Genomic DNA, 15,556 nt, shown 5'->3' with positions numbered 1-15,556 from the left:
ATGTGTGAAATTCTTACCCTAACGAACGAAGACGCGAGGGAAATTTTTTTGTCTGAGTAGTCGCAATTATGCGACAAAAGGCAAGAGACGAGGAAAAGAGGGGAAACATTTATCAGCGTGATTATTGAATACGGAGCAGAAATCAACGCTTTGCTTGCACTACTCATGGTTTTTATTTTGTCGTTCGACGTACGCTGCAAAACGCTGCTCCTATTTGTGGTAGGTGTAGCTCTTTGCTCAATTTTGCTGATTCAAGCAATACATGTTCTGTGATTTGTTCAAAGAGACGGTCGGCGCGAACGGGAGCATCCTCATACCCTGGCGTTCCATCGTCATACTCTAAAAAATCCAGATTCGCGGTATAGAAGTCGAGCAGAATTGACTGAGTTTGTTCATCAATGTATTGTATGTTCTCAAAAATCAGATCCATAAATTGACCGCGTCCCTCCATCCCATGTTGACTGTATGGGATCAAGTCTGCACGGCCGCGATAGAGCAGAGAAATAAAGGGGACATAAAAGCTTTCGTATCGTTTTCTAATCGCATCCTTCTTTTGAGATGCAGACGACTGCAAACGCCCGCAAAGGTATGAAAGGAAAACAGACAATATTGGAATGACGTAAGCAAGAAAATTTTGCATTTAAGTTTCCCTCCTTAGACTTCCAGTATACCACTGAGCAGACAGGAGGACAAGCAAGAGAGACGAGAGAAAGGAGAATCAAAATGGCGGCAAAAGCAAAATCGCAATATGCGGATAACGACCTGATGTTTCGCGCGGAGTTCAGAAAAGCCATGGTCTTGGCCGACGTGCAGACGCTGGCCGAGCTGGCGAAAAGAAGCTGCATGAACTTAAGGACGCTGCACCGAAGGATAAAAGCGCCGGGGACTTTCGAGATCAGCGAGCTGCGCAGAATGCAGCAGGTGCTGAAAACGGATTTGTCGAGGTACTTAATGTGATGCTGGGGCGAGGTATGAAGCGCTACAAAGTCGCCGGTCTTGCCGCATGGATCGCGGTGGTGATGCTGGCCGCGCGGTCGGATGCGGGAGCGCCGGTATGGCAGACGGCGGTCGGGCTGATGGTATGCGGTGTGTTGGCGCTGTGGGCGTGGCTGGGGTACCAGCGGGGCACGGTGGACAAGCGGCATCGGGAGCAGACCCGGAGAAGGAGGGGCGCATGATGGCGATCATTTACCCAAAGTTGGAGCACTGGATGGTCGACAACCGGATGAACGAAAAACGTCTGGCCGCTATGATACCGGCAAGCCATACGACGGTACGCAACTGGCTGCACGGGCGGACGGATATGCCGCTTGCGACGGCGCGGCGGTTGTCGGATATCACGGGAATCAATATGGATGAGCTGTTTCAAACAAAAGAAAGCCGCCCCGGAACGGCAATTCCGAAGGCGGCAAGTACAAATATCACACCTTTATAATAGCCGCTGGGAGGCGGGAAGTCAATGAAAGAAATCAAACTTTTACAGCTTGAGATTGAAAATTTTAAGGGCTGCGCGTTTGCCGATATCGAATTTGGCGGCCGGGATGGCGCGATCTACGGGCGCAACGGCGCGGGCAAGTCGACGATCTATGACGCGCTGTGCTGGCTGCTGTTCGGCAAGGACAGCAAGGGGAGCGCGACGTTCGACCTGATGCCGCTGGAAAACGGGGAGGAGAAACACGGCGTATCTCCGGAGGTCGTGGCGGTCTTGTCGGTGGACGGCGAGCAAACAACGCTGCGCCGCGTATACAGCGAGGTTTGGACGAAAAAGCGCGGCAGCACAGATGCGGTTTTGACGGGTCATACGACCGATTTTTTCACGGACGGCGTGCCGCGCACCGAGACCGAATATAAGCAAATCGTCGGCGGGCTGGTGGGCGAGGACGCTTTTCGGCTGCTGACGAGCGTGTACCGTTTTTGCCGGGACATCAAGTGGCAGGATCGGCGCAAAATGCTGTTTGACATGTGCCACGCGAGCGCTGACGCTGAATTGCTGGCGGCGTTGCCGCAATGCGCGGAACTGGCCGGGGCGATCGGCAAATTGACGGTAGACGATTACAAGAAGGCGCTGACGGCGCAGCGGCGCACGGTAAACGGCGCGTTGGACGAGCTGCCGGCGCGGATTGACGAATGCGAGCGGTCGGCGGGCGAGTTGTCCGCGATCGATTTTGACGCGCTGCGGCTGCAACTGGACGAAATACAGACCGAGCGCGAAGCGCGGGCGGGCGATATTGTCAAGCTGGACAACGACACGGCGCAGGCCGAAGCGAAAAACCAGCTCGACGCGCTGGAAAACGAGCGAAACCGGCTGGAACAGGAGAATCAGGCGCACCGGCGCAGTCAGGAGGTACCGGTAGAGGATCCGCGGGCGGCGGTACAGGCCGAACTGGAACAGATCAAGACCAAGCTGCGGGAGGCCACCGCCGCGGCGAGCGACGCGCACACGCAGATCGAAATGGGCAGTATGCGGCTGGACGATTACCGGAAGCGCTGGCGAGAAATCGACCGGGAGAAGGTACCGGCGGCAGGCGTTTGCCCGACCTGCGGACAGACGATGCCTGCGGACAAGGTGGCCGCGGCAAAGACAAAGTTTGAAGGCGACAAGAAGGCGCGACAGGACGCGCTGCTCGTGGACAGCGAGCTGCTGAAAAAGACGATTGCCGAACAGGGAAAAGTAGAATCAGCAAAGCGCGCGGAAGTAGAAAAACTTTCAGCGGCGGCCGACAAGTTGACAAACCAGCTTGCGACGATGCGCGCCCCGGAGCCGCCGGTGATCGACGACCTGCCGGGCTATGCGGAACGGGTCGGGGAGTTGGACGCGGCGGTCGCGGAAGGAAAGACGCGCCTGAACGAGATCGTGACGGCAAAGGACAGCCGTCGCGCGGCGCTGCAAGCCGAGGTTGATCGGCTGAACGGCGTGCTGAACAGCATCCGCGAGGGGCTGGCGAAGGAGGCTGGGCTCGAAGGGCTGCGGGCGCGCGTAGACGAATTGAAAGAGCAGCAGAGAGAGCTGGCGGCCGAGATCGAGCGGATCGACCGGATGATCGACCAGTGCGACGAGTTTGGCCGCTGCAAGGTGGATTCGATCACGGACGCGGTGAACGCGATGTTCCACATGGCGCGGTTCCGACTGTTTGACACACAGATCAACGGTGGCGTGCGCGACTGCTGCGACGTGATGTGGGACGGGATACCCTATGCGGACCTGTCCGATGGGGAAAAGATTAAAATTGGGCTGGATGTGATGCAGACGCTGTCCGACTATTACGGCGTGCGGGTGCCGCTGTTCGTGGACGGGGCCGAGAGCGTTACCGATTTCCCGTCGGTCACGTCGCAGGTGATCCGGCTGTGCGTATCAGATGAGGAGTTGAGGATCGCGGTATGAAACTGAAAGATAAGATTCGGCCTTCCGACCCGCCGCTGGAAGATGATATTTACGATGCGGTTTGTGTGATGGTGGCGGATGTGGGGCAACAGGTCAACCCTTTTAACCAAAAGATAGAAAATCGGGTATTGTTTTTGTTTGAGATCCCGTCTCAAATCGTAGAACGAGACGGAAAACAAGCGCCAAGGACGATTCCACGATGGTTTAACTATACCGTAGACGACAAAGGGGCACTCAAACCTGCATTGACTTCATGGCTCGGTAAAAGCAACATGACAAAATCGGAAATGCTCGATTTGGACTTGTTCGATTTTGCCGGTATGGGTGCGCGGATTATGACTGGCATTGGCGATAACGGAAAAAATAAAATTGAAAACATTAAGCCATTAAAGCGTGGCGTATCGATACCGAAGAACAGCAGCCCGATTCTTACCTTCGATATTGATGAGGACGGATTTGAGAGTGAAGCGTTTTTTGCGTTGCCCGATTGGGTGCAAGAAATCATCGAAAAGAGCGAGCAATACCAACAAGACCCGCCGAGCAAAAAACTGGACATGCCGGAGGAAGAAGGCACGGCGGACGGCAACGAAGAGGGGTGCCCGATTTGACGTTTCGGAGCCTTGCAAGCTCGTCGGCGGGGAATGCGTATCTGGTGACAGATGGGGAAACCACGCTGCTTTTGGAATGCGGGCTAACGCTGCCTCGGCTTAAAAAGCTGACCGGGTTTACGCTATCCGCGGTGGGTGCGTGTTTTGTGACGCACGAGCATCAAGATCATGCGCACGCAGCGGGGCTGCTGATCAAGCAGGGGATACCGGTTTATATGTCCGAGGGGACAGCGCGAGCGCTGGAGCTGCCAGAGGCCGAGATCATCGATCCGGGCGTACCGGTGGCGGTAGGCGGCTTGCGGGTTATGGCGTTCCGGGTTTGGCACGACGCAAAGCAACCGGTTGGTTATTTGATCGAGGATGTGCGGACGCGGGAGCGGCTGCTGTTCGCGGCGGACACGCGGAACCTTGACTGCGTTGTGGCCGGGCGGCTGACCTACATAGCGGTCGAATGTAACTACGACGATCAAAAGCTGGGGCTGTCCCAGCGCATCAACCCCAAGGTGCGGGAGCGCATCCGGCACACGCACATGGATATAGAACGCGTGATGCGGTGGCTGCGCAAACAGGATCTCAGCGGCGTGTTGACGGTTTGGCTGCTGCATTTATCGGACAGTCATTCCAATGAAAATGAGTTTTTAGAGCGGTTTTCCGCGGAGTTTCCGGGGATACGGTTTGAAATTTGCGAAAAGTAGGAGGAGCAAACATGTTAAAAATCAATCCCGCAAGCGGTGAAGCGGAGGAAATCACCCTGTTTGATCTGATGGACGGTGCGGTGAAGGAACGGGCCGGTCTGGTGCTGAAACAGGTGCTTGAGAATATCCGCGACCTGAACACTGACCCATGCAAGGCTCGCACGTTGACTGTGAAATTTACCTTTGCGGCGGACGATCAGCGCGAGGACGTGCAGGTCAAGACGATGGTGGACTGCAAGCTCATCCCGATCAAGGATGTCATGACCAAGGTGATTTTGGGCAGCCAGAACGGTGAGCTGGTGGCCGTAGAACAGCCCAAGGCGATTCCCGGCCAGCTCAACATGGGCGGCGGGGAACAGGCAGACGCGAAAGTAGTAAAAATGGGCGCGAAACGCGCGTAATAGGAGGATATAACAATGTTAAAGGAAGCAATCGACCGCATTTTGAGTTTGGCCGCCCCGACAATCACAGAGATCGACGGCGAGCGATATGCAGACCGCACGCTGCAACGCATTAAGAAGGAGCTGGTCGCGGCGCCGCTGCAAGTGCATACGTTGTCCGCGCTTGTGGACTACATTACGGAGGGCGCGGACGAGGCCGCAGAGAGCGAAGAGGCGATCCAGCGCCGGTTTGTGGTGCATGTGGCGGACTTCGACCGGGTGTACTTATACCGCGAACTGAACAGCGACAAGGCGCGCGAGTGCTTGCTGGAAGCGGAAATTGCGGTGCCGACGTTCCCGTTTGGAAACTGGATGGATATGGAGCGGTTCATCATCAATATGCAGACGCATTTTGTGCCGACGGAAAACTGCGACGCGCTGGTCGCGCTGGCGGGCACAGTTACCGCAGAGGACGGGACAACCCTTGCAGATGACGGCGTGACACAGAAGGTCACAGCGCGGACAGGCATTTCGTTGGTCAAAAAGGTCGATGTGCCGAACCCGGTAATGCTCGCGCCGTTCCGCACTTTCCCGGAGATCGAGCAGCCGGCAAGTCCGTTTGTGTTCCGCGTAAAAAAGGAGGGCACCGCTATCTATGCGGCCCTGTTCGCGGCGGACGGTGACGGGTGGAAGCGGGAAACAATACTGCGGATCCGTGACTGGTTTACGATGGAGCTGACCGATGAACAGCGGCAAGATGTTATCATCCTTGCCTGATCCGGTGGGCGCTGGGGCGGAAAAATCCGCCCCTCCGTTGCCCGGCGGGAGGTGATACGGTGGGCAGGCAACCCAAACAGGGGTTAGACTATTTTCCGTTTGATGTGGGACTTCTCAGCGACCCAAAGCTGCGGCGGCCGCGACAGAAGTATGGGTATTTGGCGCAGATGATCTACATAGCGCTGCTTTGTATCCTGTACAGGGACAAAGGGTATTACATCCCATACGGCGGCGAAAAACGGGACGATGTGATCTGGCAGGTAAACGACATGCTTAACGGCCGCTATGCGGTCACAATGGAAACGATCTCGATGGTGATAGACGAGCTGGCGGCGTGTGAACTATTCAGCGGCGACCTGTACAGCCGGGACATTATCACCTCGAAGCGATCACAGAAAGCGTACTACACGGCCACGGTCGATCGGAAGTACGTCGATATCAACTTTGACATCTGGCTTTTGTCTGAATCCGACATGAAGAAGCTCAGCTCGAAGTCTGTTATTCTCGGGTCTTTTATTTCTCGCCCGATAAATGCAGAAGATCGGACGGAAAACGGAGAAAATCAGCCGAGCGGTACACAAAGCAGAGAACAGAAAAGTACAGAAAAGTACAGTAAAGCAGAGAACAGCAGAGAACGCGCGGACGCGCTGACTGCTGACCTTGAAGAGCTTATCAAAACAGAAATTGACCGCAATTTTAGATTGGACATTGCACGGATGATGGAAGCCGGCATGCAGAACGAGGTGTTTTATAATGCCGCAGAGCGCACAGCGGACAACCGGCCAAAGAACCCGGCGGCGTACCTGCGGACGATACTGCAAGGCTACGAGCGCGACGGTGTTTGGACAGTGGCCGATCTGAATGCAACGCAAAAGAAACCGGCGCCGGAGCACGTCATGTCCCGCGGCCCCGACAAGCCGCTGTATCCGGGTGGGCCAACTGCCGCGGAGTTGGAAGCCATGGAGCGCCGGCGGCGCGAGGAGGTCGTGAGGGCGAGGAAACAGGAGGAAGACGGCTATGACTAAAAATACAAAACACCGCGATACGGTTCGCGCGATCAAGGACTACAATATCAACAGCGCCGTGAAACTGGCGGAAAGCAAGCCCGACGAGAAGATCCGCCGGGAGATTGAGGCGGCGAAGAGGTCGGTGCTGGTGAAGGGCGATGGCTGACCTAGAGCACAAGTCCATCGCTCGGCTGCAACTGGCGGCACAAATGTCTGAGGAATACTACAACGCGCCGTTGATCGTCACTACCTCGGGCGGCAAGGATTCGGACGTGTGTATCGCACTGGCCAGAGCGGCGGGTATCCGCTTTGAGGTGCAGCACAACCATACGACGGCGGACGCGCCGGAAACCGTGCGACATGTGCGGGAACAATTTCGGCGGCTGGAAGCCGAGGGTATCAAGTGTACGATCAACTGGCCGGCATACAAGGGACAGCCGGTTACGATGTGGTCGCTGATCCCGCAAAAGCTGATTCCGCCGACAAGGTTGGCGCGGTATTGCTGTGAGGTGCTAAAGGAGGGCGGCGGCGCGGGGCGGTTGATAACAACCGGCGTTCGCTGGGCGGAATCGGTAAAACGGAAGAAAAAACGCGGGATATACGAATCCATGCCACGTGATATCAACAAAAAGATTATCTTAAATAATGATAACGACGATACACGGCAGTTGTTTGAAAACTGCAAATTACAAGCTAAGCGAGTATGTAACCCCGTTGTGGATTGGGCGGACGCGGACGTTTGGGATTATATCCATGCCGAGAAAATCCAAATGAATCCGTTGTACAAGTGCGGGTTTAAGCGCGTCGGCTGTATTGGTTGTCCGATAGCAGGACGCAAAGGGATGCAGTTTGAATTTGCACGATACCCGACCTATGAACGGGCATACATTAGGGCGTTCGACGCGATGCTGGCAGAACGACAGCAAAGGGGAAAGTTGGATGCTACATGGCGTATCGGGCACACAGGACGCGATATCATGCACTGGTGGCTGGCGGACGGCGTTTTGCCGGGACAGATGGAGATTGAGGGGGGTGTCTGATGGACGATAAAATCACCGCTGCTATGATGGGCGATAGAGCAGGTAGACACCGCAATGGAGGATGAATGACATATGGATAATTACGATCCGTACGACAGCGGAATCCCGAAATATCAAACCGCTGCGGATATTTATGAGGCGCTGCAGGCCGTAGCGTCAGGCGAGGAAATTGGAATTTTGTCGGAAATGTTTGGTGATGTATCGTGGGAAAATCAGGACTACTATTACACGGACAACGGCGGGAAGCTGGAAGAGAGATGGAACGACGCCACGGACTATGGTGATAAGATGTGGCTGATGGACGTCGCAGCATGGCAAATGACCGACGACGATGCAAACGAATGGATATATGAAGCCCTTTGCAACGAAGAACTCGCGAAACGAATCGGCTTCAAAAAGATTTTCGTGGACACTGCTTGCGGCGGAATGAAATCGCTGTATGACGCGGTGGCAAAAGCCTTCGAGGCGGAACTGCAAGAACTAAACCGGTTTGATTTTAACAGTAATTCGACTGCGCTGAAAAATGCGCTTATGCAAAATAGATGCACGGTTTATGTGAACCCGTACGGGGACTTATGCAGCGCGGTGTATAAAAAGTTGAAAGGAATGCGCCTTGAAGACGAGCGTCAGCTAATTGTGGAGAGCCGCGCGCTGTGCACGGCATACGACGATTTTATGTTCGGATTGAAATCGAACCAGTATTTGTATAATCAGCAAGAAGCTATGTACGGTTGCAAGGTGGCACAACTGCAAGGTCAATACGACAATATGGTCAAGGCGCTACTCGCCTCGGCGCAGGCACAGGGTATCATTCTAAATCTGCCGGAGGCCAAACTGCTGGAGGTGCAAACTACATGACAAATGCAATGATAAGACAACTTGAGGTTCTTTCCGTAGAACGTCGCCCGGAAGCCTGTATGGGCTGCGGTTTTGAGGATCAATGTTCTATCCGCGGTTGCACAGTTATGAAAGCGGCTATAGCAACCCTACGCGCCCAAACCGAAGAAAAACCGCCGCTGACGCTGGATGAGCTGGAAACGGCGCTTGGAGGTGGCGGGAATGGGCAATGAACAAACCAGCCTTTTCCCCACTGAGGCCAAAGAATCTGGGTGCGCGGTCTGCCACCACTTTTCAGCATTAAAGGATCCTCGTGAGCGGTCTGACGGTGCAGTGATCTATGGCTACTGCTTCAAGGGTGGGGACAAAAATTATTCCACCAATATGGGCAAAGGCCTCGCGGTGTTTCTACCGGACGGGATTTGCAAACAGTTTAAGCGCCGCAGAAAGTCGCCGCAGCGTGAGGAGGGGCAGGAATGACCCGGCGAAAGATTGATGCTATGCACAGCGAGTATGGCCTATCCACCTGCGGACGGTGCGGTGACTGCTGCAATTTTGTCCACGGGCGGTATCATGACCGCTGTTATTCCAAATGCGCCGCCTACGGCCTGACCCACAGCGAGGCCTCCGACTGGAGGGCCAAGTATCTGGCCTGCGGGCTCTACAACCAGCCGTTTGCGGAGCTCAAGCCCAAGCGCAGGCCGCTCGTCGAGACCATCAGCCGCGGTGGAGCAGAGCAAGACAACGGGCCGCTGGAGGGGCAGATCAGTCTGTAAATCTGCACCTTCCGCCGCCAAAGATACAACTACACTTTAACGTCCGGCCAGAGCCGGGGGAGGAATTAAAATGGATAAGAGATGCAATAGATATGTCGGCGTAGCCTGCGTCGACGGCACTTGTCCGATGGCGCAAGACGAGTACGATGAGTGCTGCATACCGGTGATCAGGACTTGCCGGGAATGCTGGCTATACAGGGGTTGCGCGGACTGCGCCTTGGCAGACACGGATCATTGCGATAAAAACCGCCCCGGTGATGTGAAAGGAGGTTGATATCTTGAGCAGACCCCGCGAGGATTGGTGGGAATACACAAAGCGCATCATACGGTCGTATCCGGCGCTAAAGCGCAAGGCGGAGAGTGTCGGCGGGCAGAGCGTCACGGCGGCCTATGGGCCGTCCGGCGGGCACGGCAGCGGTGTCGGGCGACCGGTGGAGCGGGCCGTGGTAGATAGGCTGACGGACAAGGAGCAGCGGCGGTATGACGCAGTGACCGCGGCAATTGAGGAGACCGGGCGGATGCGGCAGGGGCGGCACCGGTTGGAGCTGATACGGCGGGTGTATTGGGACCGGTCGCACACGCTGTACGGGGCGGCGCTGTGCGTGCCGGTGAGTGAGAGGACGGCCCATACATGGAACTCTGAATTTATCCGGTGTGTTGAAAAATTTCTAGACTTGCCATAAAGTTTGCCTAACGCGACCCTATCAAGGGTTTATACTGGTACCGTGGATCAGTGAAAATATCCATGTTGAGCCTCCTGTTCATAGCCGCCCTTCGGGGCGGCGACACGCCGCGAAGCGGGGCACGACCCGCGGGCGGCCAAGTATTATCTCTGTCTGTTTAACAGCGGAGCATGCCCCGATAAGGGGCATATGGGGAAGTAGCCTAATGGGTAAGGCAGCGCAGCGTAAGATGATCGTGGTTCACCCGGTGAAGTTGGCCAGCAGTAGCCGGGACGCATATGGGTTCGAGACCCGTCTTCCCCACAATCGCCGGCAAATCAAAACGAAGGAGTTGAAAACTTCTTCAATCCCAATACAAATTTTAGCCGGCCAAGAGCAGCTTCGGAAACGGGGCTGCTTTTTCATATCCGAAAGAAAGGCGGTGAGGTGTTATCACCAAGAAGCAAATACGGTTTACTGAGGAATACCTCATCGACCTAAATGCGACGCAGGCGGCTATCAGGGCGGGGTATTCGACAGACGGTGCGGGGCAGCAAGGGTGCGCGTTATTGAAGAACCCGAATATTCGCGCGCGTATAGACAAAGCGATCGCTGAACGAAGCCGTCGGACGGGCGTCAATGCCGACCGTGTCGTGCGGGAGCTGGCGAGGCTGGCCTTCGTCGACCCGACGCAGCTTGTGGATTTCAAAAGCGGAAAGGTGTTGCCGGATGCAAGCGAGGACGACCGGGCGGCGCTGGCCGGAGTCAAGGTCAAAAAGATGGATACCGGCGTCGAACGTGAGGTCAAGATCGCGGATAAGGTAAAGGCCCTCGAACTGCTCGGCAAGCACGTCGGGCTGTTTGATAAGGGCGCGGATACCGATGCTCTCGAAAAGCTCGACAGGATATTGGAGGGGATCGACGATGCGGCTCAGTCTTAAACAAAAGGAATACTGGACGCACGCGACGCACCGCTGGAACATCAAGGAGGGCGCGACGCGCTCGGGCAAGACTTATCTTGATTATTTCATGATTCCCAAGCGCATCCGGGCTTGTCATAACGGCGGACTAATCGTCATGTTGGGCAACACGCAGGGCACGCTGCGGCGCAACCTGCTTGACCCTATGCGCGAGATATGGACAGACCGGCTTGTAGGCTCTACGATCAGCGACAACACTGTGCAGCTTTTCGGAAAGACGGTCTATGTGCTGGGCGCGGATAAGGTCAATCAGGTCAGCAAGATACAGGGCGCGGGCATTGAATATTGCTATGGCGACGAGGTGACGACGTGGCACGAGGATGTGTTCTCGATGCTGAAATCTCGACTGTCGTATCCAAACAGCACTTTTGATGGAACCTGCAACCCGGACGCGCCCACGCACTGGTTTCTGGATTTCCTAAAGGGTGACAGTGACATCTACCGGCAGAGCTACACGCTGGACGACAATCCTTTCCTCGACCCACGTGTCGCGGCTGAGATTAGGCGCGACTACGGCGGCACGGTCTACTATGACCGCTTTGTCTTGGGGCGCTGGGTGCGCGCGGAGGGGCTGGTTTACCCGACGTTTAACGCGGACGAGCATATCGCGCGCACGTTGCCGACTGACGGCTTGTGGTACATAAGCTGTGACTACGGCACCATGAACCCGTTTTCGGCGGGGCTTTGGTGCGTGACGCCGGAGCGGGCCGTGCGCGTGGCCGAGTATTACTACGACGGCCGCAAGGAAAAACGGCAGCAAACCGACGAGGAATACTATGCCGCGCTGGAAAAGCTCGCGGGTGATCGCGCGATACAGGATATTGTCGTCGACCCGTCCGCGGCCAGCTTTATCGAAACGATCAGACGGCACGGGCGGTATCGGGTGCAAAAGGCGAATAATCATGTGCTGGACGGCATACGGCACACGGCGCGCCTGCTCGCGGCCGGCAGGGTGCAGGTGGCCGCGAGCTGCGCCGACAGCATTCGTGAGTTTGGGGCCTATGCGTGGGACGATAAAGCCGGGCAGGATCAGGTAATCAAGGAGAACGATCACGCAATGGACGATATGCGGTACTTCTGCATGACCATCTTGCGCGGCGTTTACAGGTGGTAGAGATGAAGTTTTTAGCTTGGGTAAGGCAGGTGGTAGCGAAAATGATCGGCAGGCAGGATATCAAGCAGGCGGCCGGGGTTGATGTGGCAGTCAGTCACGACATGGCCGAGGCGATCGACCGATGGGAGCGGCTATACGCCAACAAGCCGCCTTGGGCGACGGAAACGACGATCCCGCTCGGACTGCCCGCGGCGGTGGCCGGGGAGCTGGCGCGGCTGGTCACACTGGAGATGGACGCCACGATCACCGGCAGCGCGCGGGCGGATTGGCTCGCGGTACAGCGTGCGCCGTTTATGGCAGGGCTGCAGGCCAAGGTAGAACAGGGCGGAGCGCTGGGCGGGATGGCGTTCAAGCCGTATCCATCCGCTGGCGGTCTTGCGGTGGACTGCACCCCAGCGGACCGCTTTTTCCCGACCGGCTTTGACGGCTCGGGGCGCGTGATGGGCGGCGTGTTCGTCGATCGCTTCACACAGGGCAAACGCTATTACACAAGGCTGGAAACGCACAGCCTTGGCGACGATGGGTTATACGTGATACGAAATCAGGCGTATGGATCGGATAACCCCGACGCGCTGGGCCAGCCTGTGGCGCTGGGGGCGGTGCAGCCTTGGGCGGCGCTGGATGAGGAAGTGACGCTGGCGAATATCAAACGCCCGCTGTTTGGCTATTTCCGCGTGCCGCTCGCGAATACAGTGGACCGGGGCAGCCCGCTCGGCGTGTCGGTGTACGCGCGGGCGGTCGAGCTGTTTCGTCAGGCGGACGAGCAATGGGCGCGGCTCATGTGGGAGTTCAAGGGCACGGAGCTGGCGGTCGATATCTCGGCGCGCGCGTTCCGGGCCGACCCGAAAACAGGCAAGCCCGAGATCCCGCAGGCGTGGAAACGACTGTTTCGCGCGCATGATCTGGGCGAAACGGAAAAGCCCTTGTACGAAGTGTTCTCGCCCGCGATCCGGGAAGAGCCGCTGTACCGTGGCTTTCAGGATATCCTGCGGCGCATCGAGTTCCAGTGCTGCCTAGCCTATGGGACGTTAAGCGACCCGCAGACGGTGGAAAAGACCGCCGAGGAGATCAGGAGCGGCAAGCAGCGCAGTTACGCGACCGTGTCCTCGATGCAGCGGGCGCTGGAGACCGCGCTCGACGATCTGACCTACGCCATGGACGTATGGGCGACGGTGGCGAAGCTCGCGCCCGCGGGCAAATACGAAACGGCCTACACGTGGGACGACAGCATCATCACCGACACGGACAAGGAGTTTGCGCAGCGGATGCAGCTCGCGCAGGCCGACATGCTGCGGCCCGAGATCGTGCTCGCGTGGTACTTTAATTGCAGCGAGGAGGAGGCCGCGAAGATGCTGCCGGAGCGTGAAACGGGCATTGAATCCATGTTCGGCGGTGGTGGCTGATGCTGCGGCCCGATTACCTAGAGGGACGGCCAGCGCAGCTTGTCGAGCTGTACGCACAGGCCGTAGATGATATTTTGACCGACATGGCGCGCCGCATATCGACCTATGATTACTGGATACCGGCCGCGGAATATCAGCGACAAAAGCTGATTGAGATGGGCGCGACGCATGATTATGTCATGAGCCGATTGTCCAAGCTGACCGGCAAGAGCAATACTGAGCTGGCGCAGTTATTCAAAGAAGCAGGACACAAGGCGCTTGACGCCGACAGCACGATCTATAAGGCACAAGGACTAAAACCTCCGACGCTGAACACATCGAAACCGCTTCAAATGGTATTGGAATCCGGCCTGAAAAAGACCGCGGGTACCTTTCGCAACTTAACCAAGACCACGGCAAAGGGGGCAACAGGGCAGTTCGGGGCCGCTCTGGATCGGGCTTACATGCAGATCACAACGGGCGGCATGGATTACGGCGCCGCGGTGCGATCAGCGATTAAAGACCTTGCGAATCAGGGCTTGACGGCAATCAGCTACCCCGGAGGGCATAGGGATACGCTCGAAGTAGCGGTGCGGCGCGCAGTTGTAACGGGCGTGAATCAAACTGCGCTGCAAATACAGTGGACGCTCGCCGATGAGATGGGGTGCGATCTAGTCGAGACGACGGCGCACGGCGGCGCGCGCCCGACACACGTTGTTTGGCAAGGCAAGGTATTCAGCCGATCTGGAAAGACTAAGGGATACCCGGATTTCGTGCAGGCTACGGGGTTCGGATCAGTGACCGGTCTCGGCGGCGCGAACTGCCGGCACAGCTTTTTCCCATACTTCGAGGGTTCGCCGCGGGCTTATAGCGAAGATGACCTCAAAAAGTTTGATGAAAAGTCATATGAGTATGACGGCCACGCCATGACCGAGTATGAAGCGACGCAGCAGCAGCGGTATATCGAGCGGAAAATCAGGCGCTGGAAGCGAGAGAACGTGGCAATGAATGCCGCGGGGCAGGATGCTTATGACAGCGCCGCAAAGGTCAAGGAGTGGCAGGACAGGCAAGCCGATTTCCTGCGGCAGACCGGCCTGAAGCGCCAAACTGACCGCGAGCAGATCGCAAATTATGGTCGCAAAGAAGCAGGTGCGGCGCGGCATGAGCTTGCGAAATACGAACGGTACCGGTATAATAAAGACGGGACGATTGTCGTCACGGACGATTGGAAGCGCAAGGGTAAAACGACGATCCCGAAGTCTTACCGGCCGCACGCGGTAGTGGAAACACAAACGGAATACCGGAGCGGCACGATACAAATCGACCGCACGATTTATGATAAACGCGGTACGATGGTGAAGCAGATCCATTCCGGACAGCATAATCGCCCGAAGCATCATCAGTTTGGGGTGCACGGGGAGCATGCGCACGATTATCAATGGGATGAGCATGGAAAACCAATTGATAGAGAGCCACACGAATTAAGCGATCAAGACCGTATACAACATGCAGATATTTTAGGAGGTGCAACAGATGAATGAAGACGATATCGCCTTGTTTTTGATGATAAACGAGCCTGCGTTTGAAGTTGGGGATAAGCAATATTCTGTTTGCTGTCCGAGGAATAATCTTTATGCAACGTGGGATTCAGACGGAAACACCTTTGACTTCACGGACATCAATGATCTGCTGGACAATTGGATCGTGGACGGGAAGCCGTTTCGTGAGATCGTTCAAAGCATCATGTAGAAGCCGCCAAGCGAAAGCAAGGCGGTTTTCTTATGCGCAAATTTAATAGCACAGGACGGTACGAAGCGTATCGTCCTTTTGTTATACTATTTTCGCCGCGTGCCGGGCGCAACGAGGCACACCCGCGCGGGGATCGCAACCCCGAACCAAAGCAGCGCAGCGGGAGA

At 56.4% G+C, this 15,556-nt stretch carries 22 protein-coding genes and 1 tRNA gene; 22 read left to right on the top strand and 1 reads right to left on the bottom strand.

The window, feature by feature from the left end; translation table 11 throughout:
* Nucleotides 1-172 precede the first annotated feature (172 nt).
* Nucleotides 173-640, bottom strand: a complete 468-nt coding sequence (locus NE562_RS11695; RefSeq protein WP_280962603.1) for a hypothetical protein — start codon at nt 638-640, stop codon at nt 173-175.
* Nucleotides 641-723: 83 nt separating this feature from the next.
* On the opposite strand from NE562_RS11695, the gene NE562_RS11690 reads away from it, so the two are divergent.
* From NE562_RS11690 to NE562_RS11585, 22 genes are all read left to right on the top strand, one after another.
* Nucleotides 724-957 carry a hypothetical protein gene (locus tag NE562_RS11690; RefSeq protein WP_280962602.1) on the top strand — a complete coding sequence of 78 codons (234 nt, stop codon included), beginning with the start codon at nt 724-726 and terminating at the stop codon, nt 955-957.
* A 14-nt stretch (nt 958-971) separates the two neighbouring features.
* Entirely contained in the window at nt 972-1,178 is a 207-nt protein-coding gene (locus NE562_RS11685) for a hypothetical protein (protein ID WP_280962601.1), read from the top strand.
* Complete coding sequence (locus NE562_RS11680; RefSeq protein WP_280962600.1) at nt 1,175-1,435, top strand: helix-turn-helix domain-containing protein; 261 nt, start codon at nt 1,175-1,177, stop codon at nt 1,433-1,435. Before NE562_RS11685 ends, NE562_RS11680 begins: the two co-directional genes overlap by 4 nt.
* A 24-nt stretch (nt 1,436-1,459) precedes the next feature.
* Nucleotides 1,460-3,382: an AAA family ATPase gene (locus tag NE562_RS11675; RefSeq protein ID WP_280962599.1), complete on the top strand. Its 1,923-nt coding sequence runs from the start codon at nt 1,460-1,462 to the stop codon at nt 3,380-3,382.
* Entirely contained in the window at nt 3,379-3,990 is a 612-nt protein-coding gene (locus NE562_RS11670) for a phage replication initiation protein, NGO0469 family (protein WP_280962598.1), read from the top strand. The genes NE562_RS11675 and NE562_RS11670 overlap by 4 nt, the downstream gene beginning before the upstream one ends.
* Nucleotides 3,987-4,685: an MBL fold metallo-hydrolase gene (locus tag NE562_RS11665; protein ID WP_280962597.1), complete on the top strand. Its 699-nt coding sequence runs from the start codon at nt 3,987-3,989 to the stop codon at nt 4,683-4,685. The genes NE562_RS11670 and NE562_RS11665 overlap by 4 nt, the downstream gene beginning before the upstream one ends.
* A gap of 11 nt (nt 4,686-4,696) precedes the next feature.
* A complete protein-coding gene (locus NE562_RS11660) occupies nt 4,697-5,086 on the top strand; it encodes a hypothetical protein (RefSeq protein WP_280962596.1) in 390 nt (129 codons plus the stop codon).
* Nucleotides 5,087-5,101: 15 nt separating this feature from the next.
* Nucleotides 5,102-5,842, top strand: a complete 741-nt coding sequence (locus NE562_RS11655; protein ID WP_280962595.1) for a hypothetical protein — start codon at nt 5,102-5,104, stop codon at nt 5,840-5,842.
* A gap of 59 nt (nt 5,843-5,901) precedes the next feature.
* Nucleotides 5,902-6,867 carry a DUF4373 domain-containing protein gene (locus tag NE562_RS11650; RefSeq protein ID WP_280962594.1) on the top strand — a complete coding sequence of 322 codons (966 nt, stop codon included), beginning with the start codon at nt 5,902-5,904 and terminating at the stop codon, nt 6,865-6,867.
* Nucleotides 6,860-7,015, top strand: coding sequence for a hypothetical protein (locus NE562_RS11645; RefSeq protein ID WP_280962593.1), 156 nt, complete (start codon nt 6,860-6,862; stop codon nt 7,013-7,015). Before NE562_RS11650 ends, NE562_RS11645 begins: the two co-directional genes overlap by 8 nt.
* Entirely contained in the window at nt 7,008-7,889 is an 882-nt protein-coding gene (locus tag NE562_RS11640) for a phosphoadenosine phosphosulfate reductase family protein (RefSeq protein ID WP_280962592.1), read from the top strand. The genes NE562_RS11645 and NE562_RS11640 overlap by 8 nt, the downstream gene beginning before the upstream one ends.
* A 72-nt stretch (nt 7,890-7,961) precedes the next feature.
* Entirely contained in the window at nt 7,962-8,747 is a 786-nt protein-coding gene (locus NE562_RS11635) for a hypothetical protein (RefSeq protein WP_280962591.1), read from the top strand.
* Nucleotides 8,744-8,959: a hypothetical protein gene (locus tag NE562_RS11630; protein ID WP_280962590.1), complete on the top strand. Its 216-nt coding sequence runs from the start codon at nt 8,744-8,746 to the stop codon at nt 8,957-8,959. The genes NE562_RS11635 and NE562_RS11630 overlap by 4 nt, the downstream gene beginning before the upstream one ends.
* Nucleotides 8,949-9,206, top strand: coding sequence for a hypothetical protein (locus tag NE562_RS11625; RefSeq protein ID WP_280962589.1), 258 nt, complete (start codon nt 8,949-8,951; stop codon nt 9,204-9,206). Before NE562_RS11630 ends, NE562_RS11625 begins: the two co-directional genes overlap by 11 nt.
* The gene (locus NE562_RS11620) at nt 9,203-9,502 is read left to right on the top strand and encodes a hypothetical protein (RefSeq protein WP_280962588.1); all 300 of its coding nucleotides are present in this window, start codon (nt 9,203-9,205) and stop codon (nt 9,500-9,502) included. The genes NE562_RS11625 and NE562_RS11620 overlap by 4 nt, the downstream gene beginning before the upstream one ends.
* 278 nt (nt 9,503-9,780) lie before the next feature.
* The gene (locus NE562_RS11615) at nt 9,781-10,185 is read left to right on the top strand and encodes a hypothetical protein (RefSeq protein WP_280962587.1); all 405 of its coding nucleotides are present in this window, start codon (nt 9,781-9,783) and stop codon (nt 10,183-10,185) included.
* 191 nt (nt 10,186-10,376) lie between these two features.
* A tRNA-OTHER gene (locus NE562_RS11610) sits at nt 10,377-10,488 on the top strand.
* A gap of 128 nt (nt 10,489-10,616) precedes the next feature.
* Nucleotides 10,617-11,105, top strand: coding sequence for a terminase small subunit (locus tag NE562_RS11605; RefSeq protein ID WP_330645922.1), 489 nt, complete (start codon nt 10,617-10,619; stop codon nt 11,103-11,105).
* Nucleotides 11,089-12,258, top strand: a complete 1,170-nt coding sequence (locus NE562_RS11600; RefSeq protein ID WP_280962586.1) for a PBSX family phage terminase large subunit — start codon at nt 11,089-11,091, stop codon at nt 12,256-12,258. Before NE562_RS11605 ends, NE562_RS11600 begins: the two co-directional genes overlap by 17 nt.
* Nucleotides 12,259-12,260: 2 nt before the next feature.
* A complete protein-coding gene (locus NE562_RS11595) occupies nt 12,261-13,661 on the top strand; it encodes a phage portal protein (RefSeq protein ID WP_280962585.1) in 1,401 nt (466 codons plus the stop codon).
* Complete coding sequence (locus tag NE562_RS11590) at nt 13,661-15,181, top strand: phage minor capsid protein (RefSeq protein WP_280962584.1); 1,521 nt, start codon at nt 13,661-13,663, stop codon at nt 15,179-15,181. Before NE562_RS11595 ends, NE562_RS11590 begins: the two co-directional genes overlap by 1 nt.
* On the top strand, nt 15,174-15,389 hold the full coding sequence (locus tag NE562_RS11585; protein WP_280962583.1) for a hypothetical protein: 216 nt from the start codon (nt 15,174-15,176) through the stop codon (nt 15,387-15,389). The genes NE562_RS11590 and NE562_RS11585 overlap by 8 nt, the downstream gene beginning before the upstream one ends.
* Nucleotides 15,390-15,556 lie beyond the last annotated feature (167 nt).

This window comes from Butyricicoccus faecihominis (genome assembly GCF_024462775.1).
Taxonomy (GTDB): domain Bacteria; phylum Bacillota; class Clostridia; order Oscillospirales; family Butyricicoccaceae; genus Agathobaculum; species Agathobaculum faecihominis_A.
Note: the sequence above shows the minus strand (reverse complement) of the source record. Positions and strands in the feature narration are given on the sequence as shown.

Excerpts from the sequence above, each read along its gene's own strand:
- NE562_RS11695 (WP_280962603.1), bottom strand. The coding sequence starts at position 640 with ATGCAAAATTTTCTTGCTTACGTCATTCCAATATTGTCTGTTTTCCTT.
- NE562_RS11690 (WP_280962602.1), top strand. The coding sequence starts at position 724 with ATGGCGGCAAAAGCAAAATCGCAATATGCGGATAACGACCTGATGTTT.
- NE562_RS11685 (WP_280962601.1), top strand. The coding sequence starts at position 972 with ATGAAGCGCTACAAAGTCGCCGGTCTTGCCGCATGGATCGCGGTGGTG.
- NE562_RS11680 (WP_280962600.1), top strand. The coding sequence starts at position 1,175 with ATGATGGCGATCATTTACCCAAAGTTGGAGCACTGGATGGTCGACAAC.
- NE562_RS11675 (WP_280962599.1), top strand. The coding sequence starts at position 1,460 with ATGAAAGAAATCAAACTTTTACAGCTTGAGATTGAAAATTTTAAGGGC.
- NE562_RS11670 (WP_280962598.1), top strand. The coding sequence starts at position 3,379 with ATGAAACTGAAAGATAAGATTCGGCCTTCCGACCCGCCGCTGGAAGAT.
- NE562_RS11660 (WP_280962596.1), top strand. The coding sequence starts at position 4,697 with ATGTTAAAAATCAATCCCGCAAGCGGTGAAGCGGAGGAAATCACCCTG.
- NE562_RS11655 (WP_280962595.1), top strand. The coding sequence starts at position 5,102 with ATGTTAAAGGAAGCAATCGACCGCATTTTGAGTTTGGCCGCCCCGACA.
- NE562_RS11645 (WP_280962593.1), top strand. The coding sequence starts at position 6,860 with ATGACTAAAAATACAAAACACCGCGATACGGTTCGCGCGATCAAGGAC.
- NE562_RS11640 (WP_280962592.1), top strand. The coding sequence starts at position 7,008 with ATGGCTGACCTAGAGCACAAGTCCATCGCTCGGCTGCAACTGGCGGCA.
- NE562_RS11635 (WP_280962591.1), top strand. The coding sequence starts at position 7,962 with ATGGATAATTACGATCCGTACGACAGCGGAATCCCGAAATATCAAACC.
- NE562_RS11630 (WP_280962590.1), top strand. The coding sequence starts at position 8,744 with ATGACAAATGCAATGATAAGACAACTTGAGGTTCTTTCCGTAGAACGT.
- NE562_RS11625 (WP_280962589.1), top strand. The coding sequence starts at position 8,949 with ATGGGCAATGAACAAACCAGCCTTTTCCCCACTGAGGCCAAAGAATCT.
- NE562_RS11620 (WP_280962588.1), top strand. The coding sequence starts at position 9,203 with ATGACCCGGCGAAAGATTGATGCTATGCACAGCGAGTATGGCCTATCC.
- NE562_RS11600 (WP_280962586.1), top strand. The coding sequence starts at position 11,089 with ATGCGGCTCAGTCTTAAACAAAAGGAATACTGGACGCACGCGACGCAC.
- NE562_RS11595 (WP_280962585.1), top strand. The coding sequence starts at position 12,261 with ATGAAGTTTTTAGCTTGGGTAAGGCAGGTGGTAGCGAAAATGATCGGC.
- NE562_RS11590 (WP_280962584.1), top strand. The coding sequence starts at position 13,661 with ATGCTGCGGCCCGATTACCTAGAGGGACGGCCAGCGCAGCTTGTCGAG.
- NE562_RS11585 (WP_280962583.1), top strand. The coding sequence starts at position 15,174 with ATGAATGAAGACGATATCGCCTTGTTTTTGATGATAAACGAGCCTGCG.